The following is a 21734-nucleotide window of genomic DNA, read 5'->3' as shown; positions in this document are numbered from 1 at the left end:
GGGCACCGGGGCTTGTCATCCCGGTAGCTTTTCGCAAACAGCAGACCGGCACGGTCTTGTGCTTGCGCAACGAGCTCTACAGGTCACGATGAAGCTGTTCCACTCGCACTTCTCTCCCTTCGCGCGGAAGGTCATGGCCTGTGCCCACGTGCTGGGCATCGTCGACCGTATCGAGCTGCTACCGAGCGCGGCCCATCCGGTGAAGCGCGACGGCACCATCCTGACCCATCATCCGCTGGCACAGGTTCCGACCCTGCTGGACGACGAGGGCCACGCATTGGCCGACAGCAGGGTCATCTGCGAGTATCTCGACACCCAAGCCGGGGGAGGGCTGTTCCCCTCGGCCGGTCCCGCGAGATGGACGGCGCTCAACGACCAATCCATCGCCGACGGCATTCTCGATGCGGCCCTGCTGATCCGCTACGAACTCACGGCACGCGACGCCTCCGAACGCTCCAGCACCTGGATGGACAGTCAGGAGGCCAAGATCCGGAGCTCGCTCGCGTCCCTCGACGCAGGGGCGGAACGCCTCGTCGGCCGAGTCGATATCGGAACGATCAGCCTGGGCTGCGCCCTCGGATATCTCGACCTGCGCTTTGCCGAACTCGGCTGGACGCGGGACCATAGGGATCTGGCGGCATGGTTCGCGGGCTTTGCCGAACATCCCGCGATGGTGGCGACGAAACCACCGGCGGCCTGAACCGGCACCGCTTCAGCCCAGAGACTGGCGCGCGCCTTGCAAAGTTCGCCTCCGGTTCTCCGGAGGTCGCGCCATGCCCGATTTCGTTGCCGCCTTGATCACCGCCGCGGTTTTCTGCGCGGGGCTGATCCTGCTCAATGCCCTGACGTGCTGGGCGATCCAGACACAGATCGCGCCGGCGGATCTCGCCGAGAACGGAATGCTGCAATACGGGCTCGCTCTCGCCCTCGCCGGATTCACGTGGCGGCGGGCGCTCGTCGCGCAGGCCGTCCCGGACGGGGGTGGCCAAGCCCATATCGTCGGGTGAAACGGCGGCTCGGACAGGCGCTCGCTACCTCAGGCCTTGGTCTCTAGAACCAGGGCTGCGTGGTGAAACTGTAATTCACCTTCATGCCAAAGGTGTATTGGTTCTGCGATCCGAACTGGCGGCGCACCAACGGGCTCTCGGCGGATGAGCCGACGATCCGGTTATAGCCAACGTACCCCGTGGCGGCCCATCGCTCGTCGAACGTATAGGTCACAGCTCCCAATCCGCCGACAGTGACGTAGCTGTCGGGCTGGAACGGCGTCAGCGTCCCGTTGAGCGCTGCCTCGAACGGTTTGACGCCGAAATAGCGCCTGGCGAAGCTGGCATCGCCAAAGTTGAAGCGCGGGCCCACCGAGACCTGCCAGCGGTCGAAGGGCTGGATCACGTCGGCGCCGAGCGAGCCGACGAAGCCGTGATGCCCGAAGATTCCATGGCGCAGTTCGGCCCGGGCGCGCAGCCATTGCGTGGGGTAATACTCGACGAAGACACCCGGCTCGATGGCGAACTGGGCATCGCGGAGACCGAACAGGTCACGCCGGTTGTCGCCGTAATAGCGGCCGGGCACGTACTCCGCCGTCAGCCCGGCGTTGAAGAGCGGCGAATCGTAGAGCGAGAAGCTGATCCCGTCATCCGGCGACGAGAACCGGCGTGGCGTACCGGCCTTGGCGATGCTGATCGATGGGTAGCCGATGGCGGTATACTCGTTCGACCCCGGAAAACTCGGCGTCGCCTGCACCGTCGCCGTCACCGTGACGACCCAGAGGTTCTGGTCCAAGGCGAGGAACGTCGGCGGCCTCTGCAACTCCATGAGGTCTGCGGCTCCGGCGCCGCTCGCCGCGATGAGCGAGCCCGCGAGGGCCAGCGCCGGCATGGCGGCAAGGCTCGTCCTTTGGGCAGGGCGCGAGGAGGAGTTGAGAAGCATCGTGTCCATGACGGAGGTCATAGACACAATTCCCTAACGCATCACGACAAAGCCGACGCGACGATAGACCTATGTTGGCACCGACAAAAAATCGCTCCGGCGCGACAAGCGCACCGAAGCGATTCTCAGATTAGAAGTAGGACTTCAACGCACCGCGGCGACGCACGTCGAGGGTGGCGCAGTGGAACGAGCCACCGAAGGGCCCATAGGACAGGAACGGCGCCGGGATTGGATCGAAGCCCCAATCCTTCAGTGCCTTGATCAAGGTCGGCTGGCTTGCATCGACGACGATCTTCTTTTCGTCGATGGCCAGCACATTGATCGACGTCCAGGGCGAGCACATCGAAATCTTGCTCATGAAGCCCTCGACCGGGTCGGGGCGGGGCGCGATGAGCACGTCCCACTTCTTGAGCACGGCGGGCAGCTTCTCGACGTCGATATAGTCCGGGTTCACCAGCACCTTGCCCGGGGCCAGCGGCATGAAGGACGAGTCGATATGCATCGGCTGCGGGCAACGGCTCTCGATCTCATGGACGCGGAAGCCCGAGCCGAGGTGGCGGCGCAGCCACTCGATCCCCATCAGGTTCGTCACGTTGGAGCGGGTGACGAAGAGGTCGCGGCCGCAGCGGACGAAATCGGCTGCGTCGAAGACCGGCTCGAACTCGTTCACGGTGAACTGCATCGGCTCGCCGGCCTTCAGGTTCGGCACGCGGTAATCGTAATTGTAGAGTTCGTCCGTCAGCTGCGGCCGAGGCGCCGAGGTCCAGCGCGCACCGTTGCGAAAATATTCCTTGAACAGCGAACGGTAAGCGTCGCCCTCGAAATAGCGCGACCGCCAGCACATCGGGCTCTCGATGATCTCGTCGCCGATGACCAGGTAGGGGTCGCGCGGGCAGGCGACGCAGAAGCCACGGGAGGACCAGCGCGGGGCGTTGTACTTGCGCGAGAAATCCACTGTGTCGGGCCGACGCACCTTCACGCCCTCGCCGGCGAGGATCGAGATGAAGTTATCGAGCTCGGCCTGGGCGAGCTTCTTCATGAACTTCGGATACCGGAAGCCCGCGGCGAACCGGTAGAACGGCTGCGCTGCGCGCGGCAGGTTGAAGATCACCGTGAGGTGGTGGGACGGAATGGTCGCACCGTCGAGGCTCCCGACGATCACCTCTTCCAGAGGGTCCCACTCGTTCCATGCCATGACCGGCGATTTCGGGGCTGGCGCCCCGCGATAGGCTGCCGAATTGGCGTCGTAGGTATCGATCTGCGCGTCGGCGAGCACGGCATCCTGAGCCGTGGTGAAAGCTTCGCGGTCCATCATTCGTCCCTTGGTCGTGCCTTTGCGCGGCTGTTTCTTCGAGGCAGAAGCCTCAGCGCCGCTTTGGCTCGCACTGTGTCTATCGGGTGATAGACAACGAAATCCAAAGCTGCAACTTCCGATGAGGCCAACGTTTTCCGGAAGGCTTTTCGTCCGGGTCGTCGGTGAAATTCTCTAAAAAATCGTCCGCGCCGACGGTCGAAGGGGGATCATGAAGCGTCTGACGACATTGGCCCTCATCGTCGGCCTCTGCACAGTTGCAGGACTGTTCTTGTCATCGGGTCTCGATGACGTCGCCGCGGCAGTGGTGAGTGCCGGTTGGGGCGCTGCCATCGTCGTGCTGGCCCGTGCCGTCGCCGTCGGCTGGGCCGGTCTCGGCTGGTTCACGGTTTTCCCGCGGGACGACCGTCCGAGCCTGTGGAACTGCATTTCGCTGCGTTTCGTGCGGGAGGGCATCAACACGCTCCTCCCCGTGGCCACCGTCGGCGGCGACTTCGTCGGAGCGCGGCTGTTGACGCAGCGCGGCCTCTCCGGAGGGCTCGCCGGCGCCAGCATGTTCGTGGACCTGATGACCCAGGCGGTCACCCAGTTCCTCTTCACGGTCGGCGGCGTCGCCCTGCTCGCCTGGCTGCATGGCGATGGCCCCGTGGTGCGCACCGTCGCCGGCGGTCTCGCCATCGCGGCCCCGGCTCTCGGCGCCTTCTTCCTGATCCAGCGCCGCAGCGGGCACCGCATCATCCAGGCCCTGCTGAGCCGTTTTGCCGCCGCTCGTGAATGGCGCGCGCTCGGCGCGGTCGATGTTCTGTTCGACAGCCTGCGCCGACTTTATTCCTCGCCCAAGCGGGTCGTGGGCGCCATGGGCGTGCACATGATCGGCTGGATCATCGGCGCCGCCGAAGTTTATGTGGCGCTGCATTTCATGGGTTATCCGGTGACGGTCGCCGAGGCCATCGTCATCGAAAGCCTGGCCCAGGCGGTTCGCGGTGCCGCCTTCGCCGTGCCGGGGGCGCTCGGTGCCCAGGAAGGCGGCCTCATCGCCCTCTGCGCGATCTTCGACATCCCCGCCGAGGCCGCCCTCGCGCTCTCCCTGGTGAAGCGTCTGGCCGATCTCATGGTCGGTGTGCCCGGTCTCGTCGCGTGGCACTTCATGGAAGGCAAGACGGTCGCGCCGGACGTGGAAGACCGGACGTTTCGGGACCAGAGGTCGGTGGAGCAGAACGTGCCGAAAGTCGGAGGCGACATTGCCCGGGCGGTAAGCCTGGATTCCATGCCCGTGTCGCGGGTGCCCGCCAATTCCGCGGGAAACCACATCGTGTCGCGCTCGATGGAGAGCGAGATGGAGACGCTGCGGAAATGCGCGTGAGCAGATTCGCATCGGGGCTGGTGGCCTCGACCCTTCTCGCAGCGACCCTCCTGTCGGTCGGGCCCGCCCGTGCGGCGGAGGATGCGGCGGTGCAGACCGTACGCGGCCTCTATTCCAGCTTCGAGGGCGCCCTCAAGGCGCCCGAAGCCGACGTGAAGAGCAGGGCCCTGGTCATCGGCCCGGTGCTCGACCAGAGCATGGATTTCGCCACCATGGCGCGGGTCGCCGTGGGCGCGAAATGGAAAGGCTTCACGCCCGAGCAGCAGGGCGCGCTGACGGAAGCCTTCAAACAGTATTTCACTGTGACCTATGCCACCCGCCTCTCCCAGGCCGCCGGCGGCAAATTCGACATCAAGCCCGAGAGTGAAGCGCGCGGCCAGAACCGCGTGGTCCAGACCGAGGTCGCCAATGCGGAGGGCGACGCCTCGCAGGTCGACTACCTCGTGGGTTCGAGCAACCGCATCCAGGACGTGTATCTCAACGGCAATGTCAGCGAGATCGCCGCCATGCGCGGCAGCTTCGCCGATCCGCTGAAGGCGGGCGGGGCGGAAAGCCTTCTGAAATTCCTTCGTGATCGGACCGCGGCGATGCTCGCCGCCAAACCAAAGCCTTAGACGCAGGCCAGACGCCCCTCGTCGGGCCTGGCCGGACGAACCCACCCGTGTCGCCTTCCAGACCTTGCGGCACCTTCCAACCAAACCGTGACCGAGCTTCGCCCATCATGGACCTCACCTTGACGGATCTGCCTTCGGCGAACCTGAGCTGGCTCTCGCTCCTGTTCCAGTTCATGGCCCTGGCCGGCTGTGTCTACGGGCTGACGGCTGCCTTCCTGGCGAGCCGCTACGCACGCCGCCCCGTTCCCGTCCTGGCGGCGAACGCCGCACGCCCATCGGTGACCATCCTGAAGCCGCTCTGCGGCATGGAGCCCAATCTCTACGAGAACCTCGAGACCTTCTGCCGCCAGGACTACGCCGGCCCGATGCAGGTCGTCTTCGGCGTGCAGAACGCCACCGATCCGGCGATCGCCGTGGTGCGCCGCCTCGCCGAAACCTATCCCGACCTCAAGCTCGACCTCGTCATCGATGCGCGCCAGCACGGCTCGAACCGCAAGGTCTCCAACCTCATCAACATGTCGACCCAGATCGCCCACGACGTGATCGTGCTGGCGGACAGCGACATGGTGGCAAAGCCCGATTATCTGGAGCGGATCGTTGCCGAGCTGGCTCAGCCCGGCGTCAACGGCGTCACCTGCCTCTACCATGGCGTACCGGCGAACCGCGGCGTCTGGGCTCATCTCTCGGCGCTCGCCATCGACGTCCAGTTCCTGCCCAATGTCGTGATGGGCACCTCGCTCGGCCTGGCCAAGCCCTGCTTCGGCTCCACCATCGCCTTCACCACCAAGGCGCTCGCCGAGATGGGGGGCTTCGAGGCCTTCCGCGACGATCTCGCCGACGATTACGCGGTGGGCGAAGCCCTGCGCGCAAAGGGCGGTCTCGTGGCGATCCCGACCTTCACGATCGGGCATACCTGCGTCGACACCGATCTCGCCGGCCTGTGGAAGCACGAGTTGCGCTGGAACCGGACCATCCGCAACGTCGATCCGGCCGGGTATGCCGGCTCCATCGTCACCCATGCCTTCCCGCTGGCGCTCATCGGCGCCCTGATTCCGGGAGCCGACACGAGCGGACTCGTGGTGGCGGCCCTGGCGCTCGCCTGCCGCATCATCCTCTGCGTCCGCCTGGAGCGCGCCTTCGGTCTCGCTCCGCACCCCTACTGGCTGTTGCCGATTCGCGACATCCTCTCCTTCATGAACTTCTCCTGGAGCTTCGTGTCGGGGGCGGTGACATGGAAAGGTCACGATTATCGGGTGGTTGCGGACGGTACGCTGATCCCGGAGCGCAGCCTCGGCCACGATGCCGGCGCATCCCCGCTCTGACTCTCGCTTCGCTCTGAACCCGCCCCATTCCCGTCCCTCGCTGAGGCCTTGAACCCCATGCGCACGCTCTTCCTCCAGGCCCCCACCTTCGATGGTTTCGATGGCGGAGCGGGCTCTCGCTACCAGGCCAAGCGCGAGATCAAGTCGTTCTGGTACCCGACCTGGCTCGCCCAGCCGGCCGCCCTCGTGCCGAACTCGAAGCTGATCGACGCCCCCCCGCACAACATCAAGCTCGCCGAGATCGTGGCCCAGGCCAACGATTTCGACCTCGTGGTGCTGCATACCTCGGTGCCGTCCTTCAAGTCCGACGTGAAGACCGTCGAGGCTCTCAAGGCCGCCAACCCCAAGCTCATCGCCGGGCTCATCGGCGCCAAGGTCGCGGTCGACGCGGCCGGCGCCATGGCCCAGGCCCCGTGTATCGATTTCTGTGCCCGCAACGAGTTCGACTTCACCGTCAAGGAAGTCGCCGACGGCACGCCGATGTCCGAGATCAAGGGCCTGTCCTACCGGGACGCCAATGGAGTCGTAGTCCATAACGAGGACCGCGAAATCATGACGGACATGGACCAGCTGCCCTTCGTCACCTCGGTCTACAAGCGCGACCTCCAGATGGAGAAGTACTTCATCGGGTACCTCAAGCACCCCTACATCTCGTTCTATTCAGGCCGTGGCTGCAAGAGCCGCTGCACCTTCTGCCTCTGGCCGCAGACCGTGGGTGGCCACACCTACCGCACTCGTTCGGTCGCGCATGTGATCGAAGAGATCAAGTACTGCCTGAAGGAGTTCCCGCAGACGAAGGAGTTCTTCTTCGACGACGACACCTTCACCGACAATCTCCCGCGCGCCGAGGAGATCGCCCGCGAACTCGGCAAGCTCGGCGTGACCTGGTCGTGCAATGCCAAGGCGAACGTGCCCCGCGAGACCCTGAAGGTGCTCAAGGAGAACGGCCTTCGCCTGCTTCTCGTCGGCTACGAGTCGGGCAACCAGAAGATCTTGAACAACATTAAGAAGGGCATGCGCGTCGAGGTGGCCGAGAAGTTCACCAAGGATTGCCACGACCTCGGCATCGCCATCCACGGCACCTTCATCGTCGGCCTGCCGGGCGAAACCCGCGAGACGATCCAGGAGACGATCGCCTTCGCCAAGCGCATCAACCCGCACACGATCCAGGCCTCGCTGGCCGCCCCTTACCCGGGCACCTTCCTCTACAAGCAGGCCGTGGAGAACGGCTGGCTCGACGTGGAGAATGCCGAGCTCGTCGACGAGAACGGCGTACAGATCGCCCCGCTACACTACCCGCACCTGTCGCATTCCGAGATCTTCGCGGCGGTCGAGGAATTCTACCGGAAGTTCTACTTCCGCGCCCCGAAGATCGCCTCCATCGTCTCCGAGATGGTGCGCTCGCCCGACATGATGAAGCGCCGCCTGCGCGAGGGTGTGGAATTCTACCGCTTCCTCAAGGAGCGTCAGACCGGCACGTCAAAAGCCGCCTGATCCTCAGGTCGCCCAACCTTCATCGCACGTCACTACCAGCGGCCGGGCTCATCGCCCGGCCGTTCTTGTTTCAGGCGCCCGCCGGGTGGTGGTCAGGGCTCGCAAAGCCGGTTCCAACCCCACTCCGCCTGCTCTAGATCCTTGGCGCGGCGCTCGTACGGGCGCGGTCAACGACGAAAGGGTTCGCCTTTCTGCTGTTTGGGCAGCCTCGAACGTTCTCCGGTTCCGACCTTCGGGCAGTCTAAATCGGGCTCTGCAGGCCACGGGCGTTCGCCCGTTCCCACTGCGACGGAGGCTGGCCGGCGGCGGGAGGGATACGTTGTTCGACCGGATGCCGAAGGGCACCCCTGAGCTCGTGAACCTGCGCCTCCTTCAAGCCCTCTCGGGCGGGAAAGGCGGCGCGACTCTGGACCACGGCCGCGATGCTTTCGCCGGCGCATCGCCCGAGCCCCCGAACGACGAGGACCATCGAGCATGACCAAGGCCGCCATGAAACGCCTGATCGTGACCGCCGACGATTTCGGCCTGAGCCGGGAAGTGAACGAGGCTGTCGAGCAGGCCCATCGCGAGGGCATCCTCACCGCTGCCAGCCTGATGGTCTCGGCACCGGCGGCGGCCGACGCGGTGGCCCGCGCTCGGCGCCTTCCCTCCCTCCGCGTCGGACTGCACCTCGTCATGGTCGAGGCCTGGCCGACGCTTCCCCCGGCCGAACTGCCCGACCTCGTTGATGCGGACGGGCTGATCCGACGCGACATGGGTCGCCTCGGCCTCGACCTCGCGGTGAAACCTTCGGCACGGCGGCAGCTTTCAGCGGAAATCACAGCGCAGTTCGAAGCTTACAGAACCACTGGCCTACCCCTCGACCACGTCAACGCCCACAAGCATTTCCATGTGCATCCGCTCATCGCCGGGCGCGTCCTGGCCATCGGCCGGGGATACGGCATGCGGGCGATCCGGGTGCCGCGCGAGCCCCGCGCCGTGCTACGCGCCGCAGAGCCCGGCGCGACCCCGAAGCCCGCCCTCGATATCGCCCCCTGGGCCGGGCTCCTCGCGGTTCGCGCCCGCCAGGCCGGCCTGCTGATCCCCGACCGCACTCTGGGCCTGGCATGGTCCGGCGCGATGACGCCGCAGCGTGTGGCGGGGCTCCTGCGGCACCTGCCGGATGGGTTGACCGAGCTCTATACCCATCCCGCCACGCGCGGCGGCTTCCCCGGCGAGGCGCCGGGCTACGCCTATTCGGCAGAGCGTGACGCCCTGATCTCGCCGGAGGCAATCGACGCGATCAGGCAGGTCGGCGCGGACAGAGGCGGCTTCTCGGATTTCCTGTAGCCGTCCGATCGCAGGAACGGACACGAAAAAGGCCGCCGTCGCTTAACGCGACGGCGGCCTTCTCATTGGTGACCCCGAGAAATCCGAGGATCGGCAGTCTCGGCTTATTTGGCCGAGACCGGCTCCGGCCTCGGGGCTTTCACGCCGGCCATGGCCTCGTCGCCTTCAGGACGGTTCGGGTCAGGCTGCTCCGGCGGGGGACCGAGGAAGGCGGGAACCACGAAGAAGGCGGCGACAAGGGTGAAGAACAGCGACAGGGCCAGGAGCTTGCCCATGCTGGCCGTGCCGGGATGGCTCGACAGGACGAGCGAACCGAAGGCCGTGCCGGTGGTGAGCGCCGAGAAGAAGATCGCACGCGTCAGGCTGGAGGCCAGCATGTCGGTGACACCCGCCCTCCAGGCGATGACGTAGTAGATGTGGAAGGCGACACCCACCGCCAACATCAGCGGCAGGGCGATGATGTTGGCGAAGTTCAGCGGCATGCCGACCACGTGCAGCGCCATCAGTGTCCACAAGGTCGCCAGCACCAGCGGACCCAGCGTCATCGCCACGTCCCAGGGCTTACGCAGCGCCACGGACAGGATGATGAAGATGGCCACCAGAGCCGTCAGCGCCGCCTGAACGAAGGCGCCGAGGATGGTGTAGCTCGACGAGGTCGTGGCGACGGGAGCACCGGTGGCGTGGGGTGCGACCGACTGCACCTCCTTGGCGAAGCGGCGCAGAACCACGTTGTCGTTGGCATCCCCGCTCGGATGCACCTCGATCCGCGCCCGACCGTCCGAGGCGATCCACTCGGCCTTCAGCTTCGGCGGGATGTTGTCGAGGGTGACCTTCTCCGGAGCCAGCAGGCTCCGAAGGCGGACCAGCAGGGTCTTCAGGTCGGTGGTGACGGCGACGTTCGCCGCCTCCCGGATCTGCGGGGTCGCGGTCGAGAGTGCGTCGAGAGTACCAGCCAGGGAGCCCGCGGCATTCGCGCCACCGGCATTGCCCGTCGCGATCCCCTTCAGGGCAGCGGCAGCCTCCTTCAACGCCTTGACCGTATCCGCATCAGTCGGCGGCGGCGGCTTGCGGATGGGATTGAGGATCGGTCCGAGGAGCTCGGCCGTCTCAGCGATGGTCGCGAGCTTCTGGTCCTGGTCCGGCGGCACGAAGGTATCGATGTCGATGACCTTCGCGACGGAGGGGAGGGCCTTCAGCTTGGCGGCGAGTTCGGGCACCGCCGCGACCGAAGGCGCGATCACGTCGATGAGGTTCGGGCTCGTCTCGGGATCCTTGATCAGGTCGAGATAGGTCGAGATCGATTCGACCTTGGTGCTGCGCAGGTGCATCGGGTTCGAGTCGAACGGCAGCTTGAACAGGAGCGGGATGCCCGCCACCGTGATCACGCCGACGATGATGAGCACCAGCTTGCGGTTCCGGATGATCCAGGGATCGACGCCCGACAGCCAGGTCGTCTCCACCGCCCGCGCTTCACCCTTGGGCTTGAAGACGGCGATGAGGGCGGGGAGCAGGGTCAGCGAGAACAGATACGCTACGATCATGCCGACGCCGGCGATGAGACCGAGCTCGGACACGCCGCGGAAGGCGGTTGGCAGGAAGGCGAAGAAGCCCGCCAGGAGCGAGATGGCAGCGAGGCTTAGAGACCAGCCGACCCCGCGCGCCGCGGCGCGGATCGCGCTCGACAGATCGGGCTGCTCGAACCGGTCGGCCCTGTAGCGTACGGCGAACTGGATGCCGAAATCGATCCCCAACCCCACGAACAGGGCCGTGAACGCCACCGAGATCGGGTTCAGCTCGCCCACCATGAGGAGGCCGAGGGCGGTGGTGACGATGAGACCCGCGAAGGTGGTGATGATCACCGCCGTGACCAGGGACGGCGAGCGCAGGGCCAGCCACAGGAACAGCACGATCGCCGCGACGGTGACGCCGTTATTGAGGAGCGCGTCGTCCGAGAGCGTGGCGAACTCGTCATCCGCCACGGCCACCGGGCCGGTGAGGCGCATGCGCGGATTGTCGGCCGCATCGAGGCCGCCGAGGGTGTTGATCTTCAGGTCGGTGGCAAGGCCACGGATGAGCTTCGTCGCGTCCGCGCCGGGCTGGAGCGCGGCATAATCCAGCTTCGGCTGGATCATGATGAACTTGCGCAGCTCGGTACTCTGGGCCTTGCCGCCGGAGAGGAGCAATTGCCAGGAGAGACGTGCGGGCTCGCCGGCCAGCACCTTACGCAGCACCTCGTCGATCCGCGTCATCGGACCGTCCAGGTCTTCGAGCTTGGCATCGCCGCTCTTGATGCCCTTGGCCCCGAGGCCGAGCACCCGCATGACGCCGCGCAGGGTCGGGTCGGCCGCGAGCGGACCGAGGAGCCCCTGCTGCTGGACAAGCTGCTCCATGGTCTTGGTCAGCTCCTCCTGCGGCATCAGCAGGAAGCCGTTCTTGTCGTAGAAGGGCCCGCCATCCGGGCGGTACACCGTCTCGATCTGTTCGGGATGGTCGAGCAGCGCCTTGGCGAGGGAGGCGGCCGCCTCCTCGGCGACCTCGGGCGTCTTGCCGTCGATCACCGCCACGAGCGTTCCGGTCCGTTGGGGGAACGCCTTCTCGTAATTGATCTCGTCCTGCCGCCAGGGCACGTCCTTATCGATCAGACGCTCGACATCGGTGTTGATCCGGAACAGATGCGCGCCGAGCGCTGCGCTTCCGATGGTGAGAATCGCCACGAGAGTGATGACGAGCCAGCGCCTGTGGACGGAAAACGCGACGAGACGTTCGATCACAAGTATCCTGCCTGCCTAGCGACGCGGTCGCCCGAATGAGTCCGCCGGTCCCCGCGGATGCGTGGGACGGCCGGTACGTTCGACGTGGAACCGGTCTTGGTCCGGATGTCGGTTACCATCTGTCGGCGCGATCCACGAGTCCCTGGCCACGAGTCCCTGCCAAAGGCTCCTGACAAGGATCGTGACAGAAATTCCTTTGAGAACCGCCGCGACGCGCCGCTTCTCGCAGATGGGTCGTGCCGACGAGATATCCAATCTCGACCGCGCTCATACCAGTGGGAGCACCTCGCGGTCGACCGTTTCCGTAGTCATCCGCAGGTAGAAATGCAACGAGACAGGGTTATCGGGCCCGGTTCAAGGGATGAGGTGCGTCCGCGCACTGCGGATGAGCTTTGCTGCGGCGCACGGCTAAACCCTAGCTAGGACATGCCCGGGGCGCCGCATGGCAGAGTGATGCCGATGACGTGATCACGGCCCGGCGCAGTTCAGGCATACCCTGACCGACTAGGAAAAAGCACCGTGCTTTGGGATAAGGTCCGTCATCATGGCGCGACGGACGTCATCCTGGACCAATGTGCCACGCTCTACCTATGGCTGGCACGCTCTACCTGTGGCTGGATTGTCCCAGGATCGCTCAAACACGTCCCGTCCGCCCACCAAGGCGTCCCCATCGACCGTGGTTCTAACCTAGTTCGCTGGAATTCCGCCGCTTTTCACGGTAATGCACCCGATCATATCGGGGCCAAAAATAAGGAGCCGCGTCTTGGGTATTCCCCTCCGTTACGTCGCGAAGATTGGCGGCTACATTCTTAAGCAGCACCTCACCGGTCGCAAGCGCTACCCGCTCGTGATGATGATGGAGCCGCTGTTCCGCTGCAATCTCGCCTGCGCCGGCTGTGGAAAAATCGATTACCCGGACGAGATCCTGAACAAGCGCCTGCCCGTGGCCGACGCCCTGGAATCCGTGCGCGAGTGCGGCGCACCCATGGTCGTGATCGCCGGTGGCGAGCCGCTGCTCCACAAGGACCTGCCGCAGATCGTCGAGGGCATCATCGCGCAGAAGAAATTCGCGATCGTCTGCACGAACGCGCTTCTGCTCGAGAAGAAGATCAAGGACTACAAGCCCAGCCCGTACTTCACCTGGTCGATCCATCTCGATGGCGACAAGGAGATGCACGACCAGTCGGTGTGCCAGCGCGGCGTTTACGACAAGGCTGTCTCCGCCATCGCCAAGGCGAAGGAGATGGGCTTCCGCGTCACCATCAACTGCACCTTCTTCAACAATTCCTCGGCCGACAAGATCGCCGACTTCTTCGACACCGTGACGAAGCTCGGCATCGACGGCATCACCGTCTCGCCCGGCTATGCCTACGAGCGCGCGCCCGACCAGCAGCACTTCCTGAACCGCAAGGCCACGAAGGACCTGTTCCGCGGCGTGTTCCGGCACGGCAAGGAGAAGGGCCGCCAGAACTGGACCTTCCAGCAGTCGGGTCTGTTCCTCGACTTCCTGGCCGGTAACCAGACCTACCATTGCACCCCGTGGGGCAACCCGACCCGCACCGTGTTCGGCTGGCAGAAGCCCTGCTACCTGCTCGGCGAGGGCTACGCCGCCACCTTCAAGGAGCTGATGGAGGAGACGGACTGGGATTCCTACGGCACCGGCAATTACGAGAAGTGCGCCGACTGCATGGTCCATTCCGGATATGAGGCCTCCTCGGTGGTCGATTCCGTGAAGAAGCCCTGGAAGCCACTGATCCACGCCATCCGTGGGATCAAGACCGAGGGCGAGATGGCTCCCGAGGTCAGCCTCGAGAACCAGCGCCCGGCCGAGTTCGTGTTCTCGCGCAACGTGGCGCAGAAGCTGTCCGAGATCAAAGCTTCGGGCGTCGACACCAAGCGTGAGGCCCGCAACCGCACGGCGGCCTGACGCCACGCGGAAGCCGTTCCTGCGTCAATAAAAAGCCCCGCGATGCAGCAGCATCGCGGGGCTTTTCGTTAGTCGTATCGATTGAATACGGCGGGCAGCTATCGCGCGGCATTACCGGCAGAGCGTCGTGCGCCGGGCTCATCGAAGTCCGGCACGAGGCCAGGACGGCAGCGAGCCAGAGCGGCGAAGGCTCTTCCAGAATCCCTGGCCAGACGGATCAGAGCCGGCAGATGGGTCGGGTTCCGACCGAGGGCGGTCAGAACGGCGATGATGTCGGGGTCGCCGTTCGGCTTCAGTGCCGTCGTGACGAAGGCGGGCAGAGCGCGCTCGGCCGGGTCACAGACCACGCGGATTGCGGCGAACGGAATGCCGTGGCGAGCCGCGAAATCCGCCGCCACATGGGATTCCATATCGACCGCCGCCGCCCCGGTAAGGGCATGCAGTTCGGCCTTCGCGGCCACGCTCACGACCGCTGCGTCGACCCCGGCGAGGTCCGCCGAGTGCGTCGTCAGATCGGCTCTCGACAGGGCGGAGTGAATCGCGTCGCGCAGGGCGGCGTCGGTCTCGCGGCGTCCCGTTTCATCGGCAATGCCGGTGGCGATCACCACGTCGCCTGGGACCAGCGACGGATCGAGCCCTCCCGCGATGCCGAAGCTGATCACGGCACGACATCCGGGCTCCCGGCGAAGGGCGAGCAGCGCACGAAGGCGCTCCGGAGATCCACCCGCTCCCACGGCCTCGATTCCAGGGCCGGCGGCAAGCCGAGCCTCCTTGGAGAGTCCGGTGACGACGAGGATGGGGAGCATGGGATGTCCAGCCAGCACTCCCTCCCCCTCTGCGGGGGAGGGTGGCCCTCGCGTCAGCGAGGGTCGGGAGAGGGGAGCGACGTTTCCGGAGAGGCCCCCCTCCCGCATGCTCCGCAGGCACTCTCTCCCATAGAGGGGAGAGGGTCGAAGAGAGCCTACATCCCGTAGGCGACAGACCGCGTGTTGCTACGCTTGAGGTTGCGGTAGCGCGCCATGGCCCAGAGCGGGAAGAATTTCGGGTAGCCATGGTAGCGCAGGTAGAACACCCGCGGGAACCCGGTCGCCGTATAGCGCTCCTCCGACCAGAACCCGTCCGCGCCCTGCGTCCGTGTCAGGTAGTTGATGCCGCGCGTCACCGCCGGATCGTCGGCCTCGCCCGCCGCCATCAGGGCGAGGAGGGCCCAGGCGGTCTGGGACGCGGTGGAATAACCGGGCTCGAAGGCCGGATCGATCTTGTACGACGAGGCATCCTCGCCCCAGCCGCCATCGGGGTTCTGGATGCGGATCAACCAGGACACCGACTTGCGGATCTCCGGCGAGGCCGAATCGACGCCGGCGGCATTGAGCGCGCAGAGCACCGACCAGGTGCCATAGATGAAGTTCATCCCCCAGCGCCCGTACCAGGAGCCATCCTCCTCCTGATCGTCGAGGAGGTATTTCACGCCGCGATCGAGGGCCTTCGAGGTCTCCCGGGTCTCGCCGAGCTGCGACAGCATGGAGACGACGCGGGCCGTGACGTCGGCGGTCGGCGGGTCGAGGAGGGCACCGTGATCCGAGAACGGGATGTTGTTGAGGTAATGATGGTTGTTGTCGGCGTCGAACGCCGCCCAGCCGCCGTCGCTCGATTGCAGGCCCTCGACCCATTCCCGCGCGCGGGCGATGGAGACGGCATAATCCGGTACGTCGGCGACGAGACCGTGCTGGCGCATCGCCCGGTCCATCGCCATCACCACCACGGCGGTGTCGTCGAGATCGGGGAAATGCGGGTTGGCGTATTGGAACGCCCAGCCGCCGGGGCGGACATTGGGACGGCCGGCCGCCCAGTCACCCTTGATGTCGAGCACCTGGAGCGGACGCAGCCAATCGAGCCCGCGCCGGGCCTGGTGCTCGGCATCGGGGCCGCCGGCCTCGAGCAGCGCGTGACCGGCCAGGGCCGTATCCCAGACCGGCGAGAGGCAGGGCTGGACATAGGCCTCGTGCTCCTTGACCACGACTAGCTTCTCGACCGCCTCGCAGGCGATCAGCACCTGCGGGTGATCGGCTGGATAGCCGAGCACTTCGTACATGAGCACAGTGTTGACCATGGCCGGGAAGATGGCGCCGAGGCCGTCCTCGCCGTTGAGGCGCTCGCTCGTCCAGGCAACGGCCTTGTCGATGCCGCGCTGACGGCGCTTCTTCGGGAAGTAATCCTGCGTGACCTGCAGCAGCCGGTCGATGGCGCCGAAGATCGGCGTCCAGGGCCAGGTCGCATGTGGGCTGCCCGGCCAGGAGCGCACATGCTCCGGCGGCGTCACGAACAATTCGGGAATGCCGAGACCGAGCGGGTTCTTGGCGAGGGGCTTCTTCGCCTGCAGCACCAGCAGGGGCACGATCACGCAGCGTGCCCAATAGGAGATCTTGTCGAGGTGGAAGGGAAACCACTTCGGCAGATGCATGATCTCGACGGGCATCACCGGCACGGCGCGCCAGGGCACCTCGCCGAACAGAGCCAGCAGGAACCGGGTGAACACGTTGGAATTTGCGGCACCGCCACGCGAGAGGATCGCCTCGCGGGCGCGACGCATGTGGGGCGCCTCGATCGAGTCGCCGACGAATTTCAGCGCGTAATAGGCTTTCACACTGGCGCTCATGTCGAACGGCCCGTCATGGACCAGCGACCACCCGCCATGCTTTCCTTGCGTCCGGCGCAGGTAATTGCCGATCTTGGCCATCAGGTCGGGCGGAATGGTCGTCGCCCGGAACTGGTGGAACATGATGTATTCGGAGGGGATCGTCGCATCCGCTTCGAGTTCGAAACAGAGATGCCCGTCCGCATGGACGAGATTCGTCAGGGCCTGCGTCGCCCGCATGACTCCATGCTCGACGTCGTCCAGGGAAATCTCCTGGGTCTTGGGACGCTGGAGCGTCTCGACCTTCTTGAATGCCTCTCGCATCATCCTCGCCTCAGTGCCGCCTGACGCGGCCCCTTCCTCACGCCGCGCCGCGCGTCACAGCTTCACGGCGCGCAGGCGCGCCTTTAAGGAGCGCTTGCGCGGCCGTCGTTCCCGAACGGATCGCTCCCTCTATCGTCGATGGCAGGCCGGTCGCGGTCCAGTCGCCCGCCAGGACGAGATTGTCGTGGGCCGTCACGGCACTCGCGCGCCGCGCGGCCTCTTCGGGCGTCGCCGCGAAGGTCGCCCGTTTCTCCTTGACGATCTGCCAGCTTGGCAGTTCCGGTGCAAGTCCGGTCAAAGTCGAGATCTCAGCCCAGATCTGCTTCGCCAAGTCTTCCCGCGGCATATCCAGCAGGCGATCGGCACCGCTGATGGTGACCGACAGTCGATCCGGATAGGCGAACAGCCATTCCGTCAGACCGTTCACCACACCGAGCAATAACGGCAAGCCCTGTGGAGGAAGGATCGCGAAATGAGCATTGACGATGGAGCGGTAGGATTGCGGAGCCGAAAGTCCTGGGATCAGGTCGGTCGCGACCCACGGCGGCAGGGCCAGCACCACCGAATCATCGGGACCGAGCGTCACCGATTCGTCGTTGAACAACAGGGTATCGACCCGACCCGCATCGGCGCCGAGGCCGCGCAGGCGACGGCCGAAGCGCATCTCGGCGCCGTGCTTGGCCAGATACGACAAGGCGGGATCGACGAAGGCGACCGAAAGGCCGCCGACGGCAATGAGGGGCCGACAAGCGGCGCCGCCCGCGCCCAGGGTTTCGCGAAGGATCGTGGCGGCGAGGCCGACATCGCTTTCCTGCGGATCGGTGTTCAGGGCGGCGAGCAGCACCGGATGCCAGAGGCGCTCGTAGAGCGGCCCGGAACATTCCATGCGCTCACCGATCGTGCCCGCACGGCCGGGGGCCTTGCCCGAGGCGGCCCGGAGTATGCTCAGGGGCGCGAGATAATCCATCGCCCGGCTGCCCGGCACCCGCCGCGACGCCTGCAGCACCCACCACGGCACCCGCCCGGCATTCGGCCGAAGGGTCCAGCGCTCACCGGTCTTCAGGTCGGCGAAGGGGAATTCAGCCTCGTCCGGCCCGGTCAGGGCATCGGCGGGGGCGCCCACCAGCTTCAAGAAGTCGAGGGACGAACGGTTGCCCGACAGCAACAGGTGGTTGCCGTTGTCGATGGTCAGGCCCAGCGTCGAATCATAGTAGGAGCGGCAGCGCCCGCCCGCCTGCTTGGCGGCCTCGTGCACGATGACGCGGCGCCCCTGCTCGGCGAGCGACACGGCGGCCGAAAGGCCCGCGAGCCCCGCGCCGACGACGTGAACCGTTCCGGTCTGTTGTCCCGTCATCACAGGATCCCGTGACGAAGCGCGACGCCCAGCAGGGCGAGCTTCGAGGGTTTCACGCGCGCGCGGGGCATGGCCCAGCCGCGCTTCAGCACCGCGTCGAGATAGAGCCGGTAGGCCGCCGCCATCAGGCGAGGGGCCTTCGTCTCCTTGCGCGGATTGCGGTCGATGATCGTCCAGGTGTCGCGGTAATGGGCTTCCGCCTCCCTCGCCACGGCGATGCAGACCTCGCCGATGCGGGGATGGGCGATGGCGGCCTGGGGAGTCGGATCGGTAAGGCCGATGGCGGCGAGCTTCTCGCGCGGCAGGTAAAGACGGCCGCGCTCCGCATCCTCGTCGATGTCGCGCAGGATGTTGGTGAGCTGCAGCGCGCGGCCCTCGTGATGGGCGAGGCGGATGCCATCGGCCTCGGGCAGGCCGAAGATGCGCACGGACAGCCGCCCGACCGCGCTGGCGACCCGGTCGCAATAGAGATCGAGGGTGGCCTCATCGGGAGCGACGATGTCCTCGAACGCATCCATCGCCATGCCGTCGATGACCGCCTGGAAATCCTCGCGCAGCAATCCGTAGCGGCGGATGGGTACCACGAGGTCGCGCACGCGCGGAGCCGGGTTTCCGGCATAAAGAGCATCGATTTCGGCGCGCCAGCGGTCGAGTTCGGCCGCGCGGACGGGCGCCGGACCACCATCGTCGGCGACGTCGTCCACCGAACGGCAGAATGCGTAGACCGCGTACATTGCCTCCCGGCGATCCTTCGGCAGCAGCCGCATGGCGGTGTAGAACGAGGACCCGGCGGCCGGCAGGGCGGCGTCCTGCGCCATTGCGGGTTCCTGGGCGGGTGATGCGGTGGCGCTCATGACTGCGCTCCCTGGCTCGCGACGCGCGTGGACTGTCGGCGCAGGATGCGCGAGCGGAACGGACGACGCGCCAGGGTCGAGGCGATTCCGCCCAGAGCCGTCAGGGCAAAGCCCGCCTTGCCGTGATGGACCTTCTCGGAGAGCGGGTCGCGCGTGAGCAGCCCCTTCGTGAGCACCACGGCGAGGCGGTGGATCGCCGCGATCTCGAGGCTCAGGCGCAGGTCGTCGATCAGGTCGGGCAGCACCGCGCCCTCGTCGAGGAGGAGCATGGTCCGCTCGGCGAGTTCACGGATGACCGCGCGCAGGGCAGGGGAGGCCTCGTCGGCGGCGAGCGCGTCCACGGAGACGCCGTGGCGCTCCAGCACGTCCCGCGGCAGGTAAACCCGATCGTTGCGGCGATAATCCTTCGCGCAATCCTGCAGGTGGTTGATGATCTGGAGCGCGGCGCAGATCGCGTCCGACGGCCCCCAGACCACGGCCGGGTCCTCGCCATGGATGTCGAGGACGAAGCGGCCCACGGGCATGGCTGAGAGACGGCAATAGGCGATGAGGTCGTCCCAATCCTCATACCGGTTCTTCCGCGCGTCGAGGCGGAAGGCGTCGAGGAGTTCGAGGGCATGCGTGGCCGGAAGGCCGCGCGCGGCGAGTTCCCGCTTCAGCGGCTCAGCCTCACGGTCGGAGGGCCCCTTGCCGGTCAGCGCGTCGGCGAGTTCGTCGAGAAGCTCGACCTTGCGCTCGGGCGACAGCTCGGCGTGGTCGGCGACGTCGTCGCCCGCACGCACGAAATCGTAGAAAGCCAGGATCGCGCCGCGATTCTTCGGGTGGATCAGGTGGGAGGCGACGGGAAAGTTCTCGTCCTTGTGCCCCTTGCCCGAACGCGCTTCCGTCGCGCTGTCGAGGGTTGCGGTCACTTCAGATACCCCGATTGGCGGAACCAGCCGAGGGCGTCCGACAGCCCCTCGCGGTAGGGCCGCGCGGAATAGCCGAGTTCGGCCCGTGCCTTGGCATCGGTGAAGAACATGCGGTAGCGCGACATCTTGATGCCGTCGATGGTCGCGAAGGGCGTCTTGCCGGTGATCCGGGCCATCTGTTCGGAGATGAACGCAATAGGATAGACCACGGCGCGCGGCAGGTTGATGGTCGGCGCCTTGCGGCCGACCATGCCGGCGATGTCGGCGAGCATCTGCGACAGAAGCACGTTCTCGCCGCCCAGGATGTAGCGCTCGCCGGTGCGGCCATGGCGCAGGGCCAGGAGATGGCCGTAGGCGACGTCGTCCACATGGGCAAGGTTGAGGCCGGTATCGACGAAGGCGGGCATCCGCCCGAGGGCCGCCTCGACGATGATCCGCCCGGTGGGGGTCGGCTTGACGTCGCGGGGGCCGATGGGCGTCGACGGGTTGACGATGACCACGGGCAGGCCGTTACGCGCCGCCATCTCCTCGACCACGCGCTCGGAGACGACCTTGCTGCGCTTGTAGGCGCCGATGGCCGTGCCGGGGGTGAGAGGACGCGTTTCGTCGGCGGGCGTGCCGTCGTCATGCGGCTTGATGGTGGCGACGCTGGATGTGTAGACGATCCGCTCGATCCCCGCCCTCAGTGCCTCCTCCATGAGGATGATGGCGCCGTCGCGATTGGTGCGGACGATCTCTTCAGGGTCCGGCGCCCAGAGCCGGTAATCGGCAGCGGCGTGGACGAGGTAGCGCTGGCCGGCGAGAGCGGCGGCGACCGACGCGCGATCGCGCATGTCGCCCTCGACGATCTCGACATCGTTCCAGACGAGGTTGGTGCGCGGGGAGGAGGCCCGCACCATGATCCGCACGGAGAAGCCGGCCTTGCGGAACACGTCCACGAGGGCGGCACCGAGGAACCCACTCGCTCCGGTGATGAGAACCGGGCCGGCTTCGTAACGGTTCTCGTCGAACCTGCCGGAGGAGGTGGCCTCTGTCATTTCTCTCGTAGGGTCAGGAGATTGCACAGGAAGACGCGCCGATACGAACCGGCATTATGCCCGGTCTTTTCTCATCGATAGGCGAGGCGAACAAGCGCAGCGCGGCCACACACGGAGACTTCCGTGCGCGGCCACACGCCAGGGGCCGGAGGTCAGGCGAGACGCAGACGTCCGGCCTTCTGCTCGGGCAGGGTAGCCTGAACGGTGCGGACGATGCTGTCGGCGTCGAGGCCGGCTTCGGCATACATGGTGTCGGGGCTGTTGTGGTCCTGGTAGGTGTCCGGCAGCGTCAGCGTCCGTACCCGTACCCGGCCCGCATCGAGCGCGCCCTTCTCCGACAGGAGATGCAGCACCATAGCCCCGAAACCGCCGACCGAGCCCTCTTCCAGGGTGATCAGGACCTCGTGGCTCGCCGCCAGATCCAGGATCATGGCCTCGTCGAGCGGCTTGGCGAAGCGTGCATCCGCCACCGTCACGGCGATCCCCGCCGTCTCCAGCAGATCCGCCGCCTTCAAGGCTTCGCCCAGACGGGTGCCCAGGCTCAACAGCGCCACCCGC

The 21734-nt window shown here is 66.2% G+C and carries 18 protein-coding genes; 8 read left to right on the top strand and 10 right to left on the bottom strand.

Going from position 1 to position 21734, the window contains the following annotated elements; genetic code table 11:
* Window positions 1-88 precede the first annotated feature (88 nt).
* Together IPV08_RS01830 and IPV08_RS01825 are read left to right on the top strand one after the other, a co-directional pair.
* Complete coding sequence (locus IPV08_RS01830) at window positions 89-700, top strand: glutathione S-transferase family protein (RefSeq protein ID WP_207410448.1); 612 nt, start codon at window positions 89-91, stop codon at window positions 698-700.
* Window positions 701-773: 73 nt separating this feature from the next.
* Window positions 774-1007, top strand: a complete 234-nt coding sequence (locus tag IPV08_RS01825) for a hypothetical protein (RefSeq protein WP_207410446.1) — start codon at window positions 774-776, stop codon at window positions 1005-1007.
* 43 nt (window positions 1008-1050) lie between these two features.
* On the opposite strand, the gene IPV08_RS01820 is transcribed toward IPV08_RS01825, so the two are convergent.
* Together IPV08_RS01820 and IPV08_RS01815 are read right to left on the bottom strand one after the other, a co-directional pair.
* Entirely contained in the window at window positions 1051-1950 is a 900-nt protein-coding gene (locus IPV08_RS01820) for a MipA/OmpV family protein (RefSeq protein ID WP_246747735.1), read from the bottom strand.
* 109 nt (window positions 1951-2059) lie between these two features.
* Complete coding sequence (locus IPV08_RS01815) at window positions 2060-3241, bottom strand: amidinotransferase (protein WP_207410757.1); 1182 nt, start codon at window positions 3239-3241, stop codon at window positions 2060-2062.
* Window positions 3242-3452: 211 nt separating this feature from the next.
* On the opposite strand from IPV08_RS01815, the gene IPV08_RS01810 reads away from it, so the two are divergent.
* The 5 genes from IPV08_RS01810 (at window position 3453) to hpnK (ending at window position 9363) form a co-directional block, all read left to right on the top strand.
* Window positions 3453-4604, top strand: a complete 1152-nt coding sequence (locus tag IPV08_RS01810; protein ID WP_207410443.1) for an HpnL family protein — start codon at window positions 3453-3455, stop codon at window positions 4602-4604.
* Window positions 4595-5218, top strand: a complete 624-nt coding sequence (locus IPV08_RS01805) for an ABC transporter substrate-binding protein (protein ID WP_207410441.1) — start codon at window positions 4595-4597, stop codon at window positions 5216-5218. The genes IPV08_RS01810 and IPV08_RS01805 overlap by 10 nt, the downstream gene beginning before the upstream one ends.
* 107 nt (window positions 5219-5325) lie before the next feature.
* Window positions 5326-6540 carry a bacteriohopanetetrol glucosamine biosynthesis glycosyltransferase HpnI gene (gene hpnI, locus IPV08_RS01800; protein ID WP_207410439.1) on the top strand — a complete coding sequence of 405 codons (1215 nt, stop codon included), beginning with the start codon at window positions 5326-5328 and terminating at the stop codon, window positions 6538-6540.
* Between the two features lie 57 nt (window positions 6541-6597).
* The gene (gene hpnJ / locus IPV08_RS01795; RefSeq protein ID WP_056423872.1) at window positions 6598-8034 is read left to right on the top strand and encodes a hopanoid biosynthesis associated radical SAM protein HpnJ; all 1437 of its coding nucleotides are present in this window, start codon (window positions 6598-6600) and stop codon (window positions 8032-8034) included.
* Window positions 8035-8523: 489 nt separating this feature from the next.
* Window positions 8524-9363 (top strand): hopanoid biosynthesis-associated protein HpnK, encoded by an 840-nt coding sequence (hpnK, locus tag IPV08_RS01790; RefSeq protein ID WP_207410756.1) that lies wholly within the window; start codon window positions 8524-8526, stop codon window positions 9361-9363.
* Between the two features lie 104 nt (window positions 9364-9467).
* Here the strand turns inward: hpnK and IPV08_RS01785 are convergent, their stop codons facing one another.
* On the bottom strand, window positions 9468-12134 hold the full coding sequence (locus IPV08_RS01785; protein WP_207410437.1) for an MMPL family transporter: 2667 nt from the start codon (window positions 12132-12134) through the stop codon (window positions 9468-9470).
* 763 nt (window positions 12135-12897) lie between these two features.
* Here IPV08_RS01785 and hpnH point away from each other — a divergent pair.
* Window positions 12898-14061, top strand: coding sequence for an adenosyl-hopene transferase HpnH (hpnH, locus tag IPV08_RS01780; protein ID WP_018044393.1), 1164 nt, complete (start codon window positions 12898-12900; stop codon window positions 14059-14061).
* Between the two features lie 98 nt (window positions 14062-14159).
* Here the strand turns inward: hpnH and IPV08_RS01775 are convergent, their stop codons facing one another.
* The 7 genes from IPV08_RS01775 to IPV08_RS01745 all read right to left on the bottom strand — a co-directional run.
* Window positions 14160-14867, bottom strand: coding sequence for a phosphorylase (locus tag IPV08_RS01775; RefSeq protein ID WP_207410435.1), 708 nt, complete (start codon window positions 14865-14867; stop codon window positions 14160-14162).
* Window positions 14868-15022: 155 nt separating this feature from the next.
* Window positions 15023-17020, bottom strand: coding sequence for a squalene--hopene cyclase (shc, locus tag IPV08_RS01770; RefSeq protein WP_207410755.1), 1998 nt, complete (start codon window positions 17018-17020; stop codon window positions 15023-15025).
* A gap of 37 nt (window positions 17021-17057) precedes the next feature.
* On the bottom strand, window positions 17058-18374 hold the full coding sequence (gene hpnE, locus IPV08_RS01765) for a hydroxysqualene dehydroxylase HpnE (RefSeq protein ID WP_207410433.1): 1317 nt from the start codon (window positions 18372-18374) through the stop codon (window positions 17058-17060).
* A complete protein-coding gene (gene hpnD, locus IPV08_RS01760) occupies window positions 18374-19228 on the bottom strand; it encodes a presqualene diphosphate synthase HpnD (protein WP_207410431.1) in 855 nt (284 codons plus the stop codon). Before hpnD ends, hpnE begins: the two co-directional genes overlap by 1 nt.
* Window positions 19225-20139, bottom strand: coding sequence for a squalene synthase HpnC (gene hpnC / locus IPV08_RS01755; RefSeq protein ID WP_207410429.1), 915 nt, complete (start codon window positions 20137-20139; stop codon window positions 19225-19227). The genes hpnD and hpnC overlap by 4 nt, the downstream gene beginning before the upstream one ends.
* Window positions 20136-21176 carry a hopanoid-associated sugar epimerase gene (hpnA, locus tag IPV08_RS01750; RefSeq protein WP_207410428.1) on the bottom strand — a complete coding sequence of 347 codons (1041 nt, stop codon included), beginning with the start codon at window positions 21174-21176 and terminating at the stop codon, window positions 20136-20138. The genes hpnC and hpnA overlap by 4 nt, the downstream gene beginning before the upstream one ends.
* A 152-nt stretch (window positions 21177-21328) precedes the next feature.
* The coding region (locus IPV08_RS01745) for a transketolase C-terminal domain-containing protein (protein ID WP_281435310.1) at window positions 21329-21734 on the bottom strand (406 nt) is incomplete at its 5' end.

This window comes from Methylobacterium sp. SD274 (genome assembly GCF_017355285.1).
Lineage (GTDB): Bacteria > Pseudomonadota > Alphaproteobacteria > Rhizobiales > Beijerinckiaceae > Methylobacterium.
The sequence above is the reverse complement of the archived record's forward strand: the minus strand, read 5'-3'. Positions and strand labels throughout refer to the sequence as shown.

Bases quoted from the DNA above. Each gene is read 5' to 3' on its own strand.
- shc (WP_207410755.1), bottom strand. From the start codon at position 17,020: ATGCGAGAGGCATTCAAGAAGGTCGAGACGCTCCAGCGTCCCAAGACC.
- IPV08_RS01805 (WP_207410441.1), top strand. From the start codon at position 4,595: ATGCGCGTGAGCAGATTCGCATCGGGGCTGGTGGCCTCGACCCTTCTC.
- hpnA (WP_207410428.1), bottom strand. From the start codon at position 21,176: ATGACAGAGGCCACCTCCTCCGGCAGGTTCGACGAGAACCGTTACGAA.
- IPV08_RS01775 (WP_207410435.1), bottom strand. From the start codon at position 14,867: ATGCTCCCCATCCTCGTCGTCACCGGACTCTCCAAGGAGGCTCGGCTT.
- hpnK (WP_207410756.1), top strand. From the start codon at position 8,524: ATGAAACGCCTGATCGTGACCGCCGACGATTTCGGCCTGAGCCGGGAA.
- IPV08_RS01830 (WP_207410448.1), top strand. From the start codon at position 89: ATGAAGCTGTTCCACTCGCACTTCTCTCCCTTCGCGCGGAAGGTCATG.
- hpnE (WP_207410433.1), bottom strand. From the start codon at position 18,374: ATGACGGGACAACAGACCGGAACGGTTCACGTCGTCGGCGCGGGGCTC.
- IPV08_RS01820 (WP_246747735.1), bottom strand. From the start codon at position 1,950: ATGACCTCCGTCATGGACACGATGCTTCTCAACTCCTCCTCGCGCCCT.
- hpnI (WP_207410439.1), top strand. From the start codon at position 5,326: ATGGACCTCACCTTGACGGATCTGCCTTCGGCGAACCTGAGCTGGCTC.
- hpnJ (WP_056423872.1), top strand. From the start codon at position 6,598: ATGCGCACGCTCTTCCTCCAGGCCCCCACCTTCGATGGTTTCGATGGC.
- IPV08_RS01815 (WP_207410757.1), bottom strand. From the start codon at position 3,241: ATGGACCGCGAAGCTTTCACCACGGCTCAGGATGCCGTGCTCGCCGAC.
- IPV08_RS01825 (WP_207410446.1), top strand. From the start codon at position 774: ATGCCCGATTTCGTTGCCGCCTTGATCACCGCCGCGGTTTTCTGCGCG.
- hpnD (WP_207410431.1), bottom strand. From the start codon at position 19,228: ATGAGCGCCACCGCATCACCCGCCCAGGAACCCGCAATGGCGCAGGAC.
- IPV08_RS01810 (WP_207410443.1), top strand. From the start codon at position 3,453: ATGAAGCGTCTGACGACATTGGCCCTCATCGTCGGCCTCTGCACAGTT.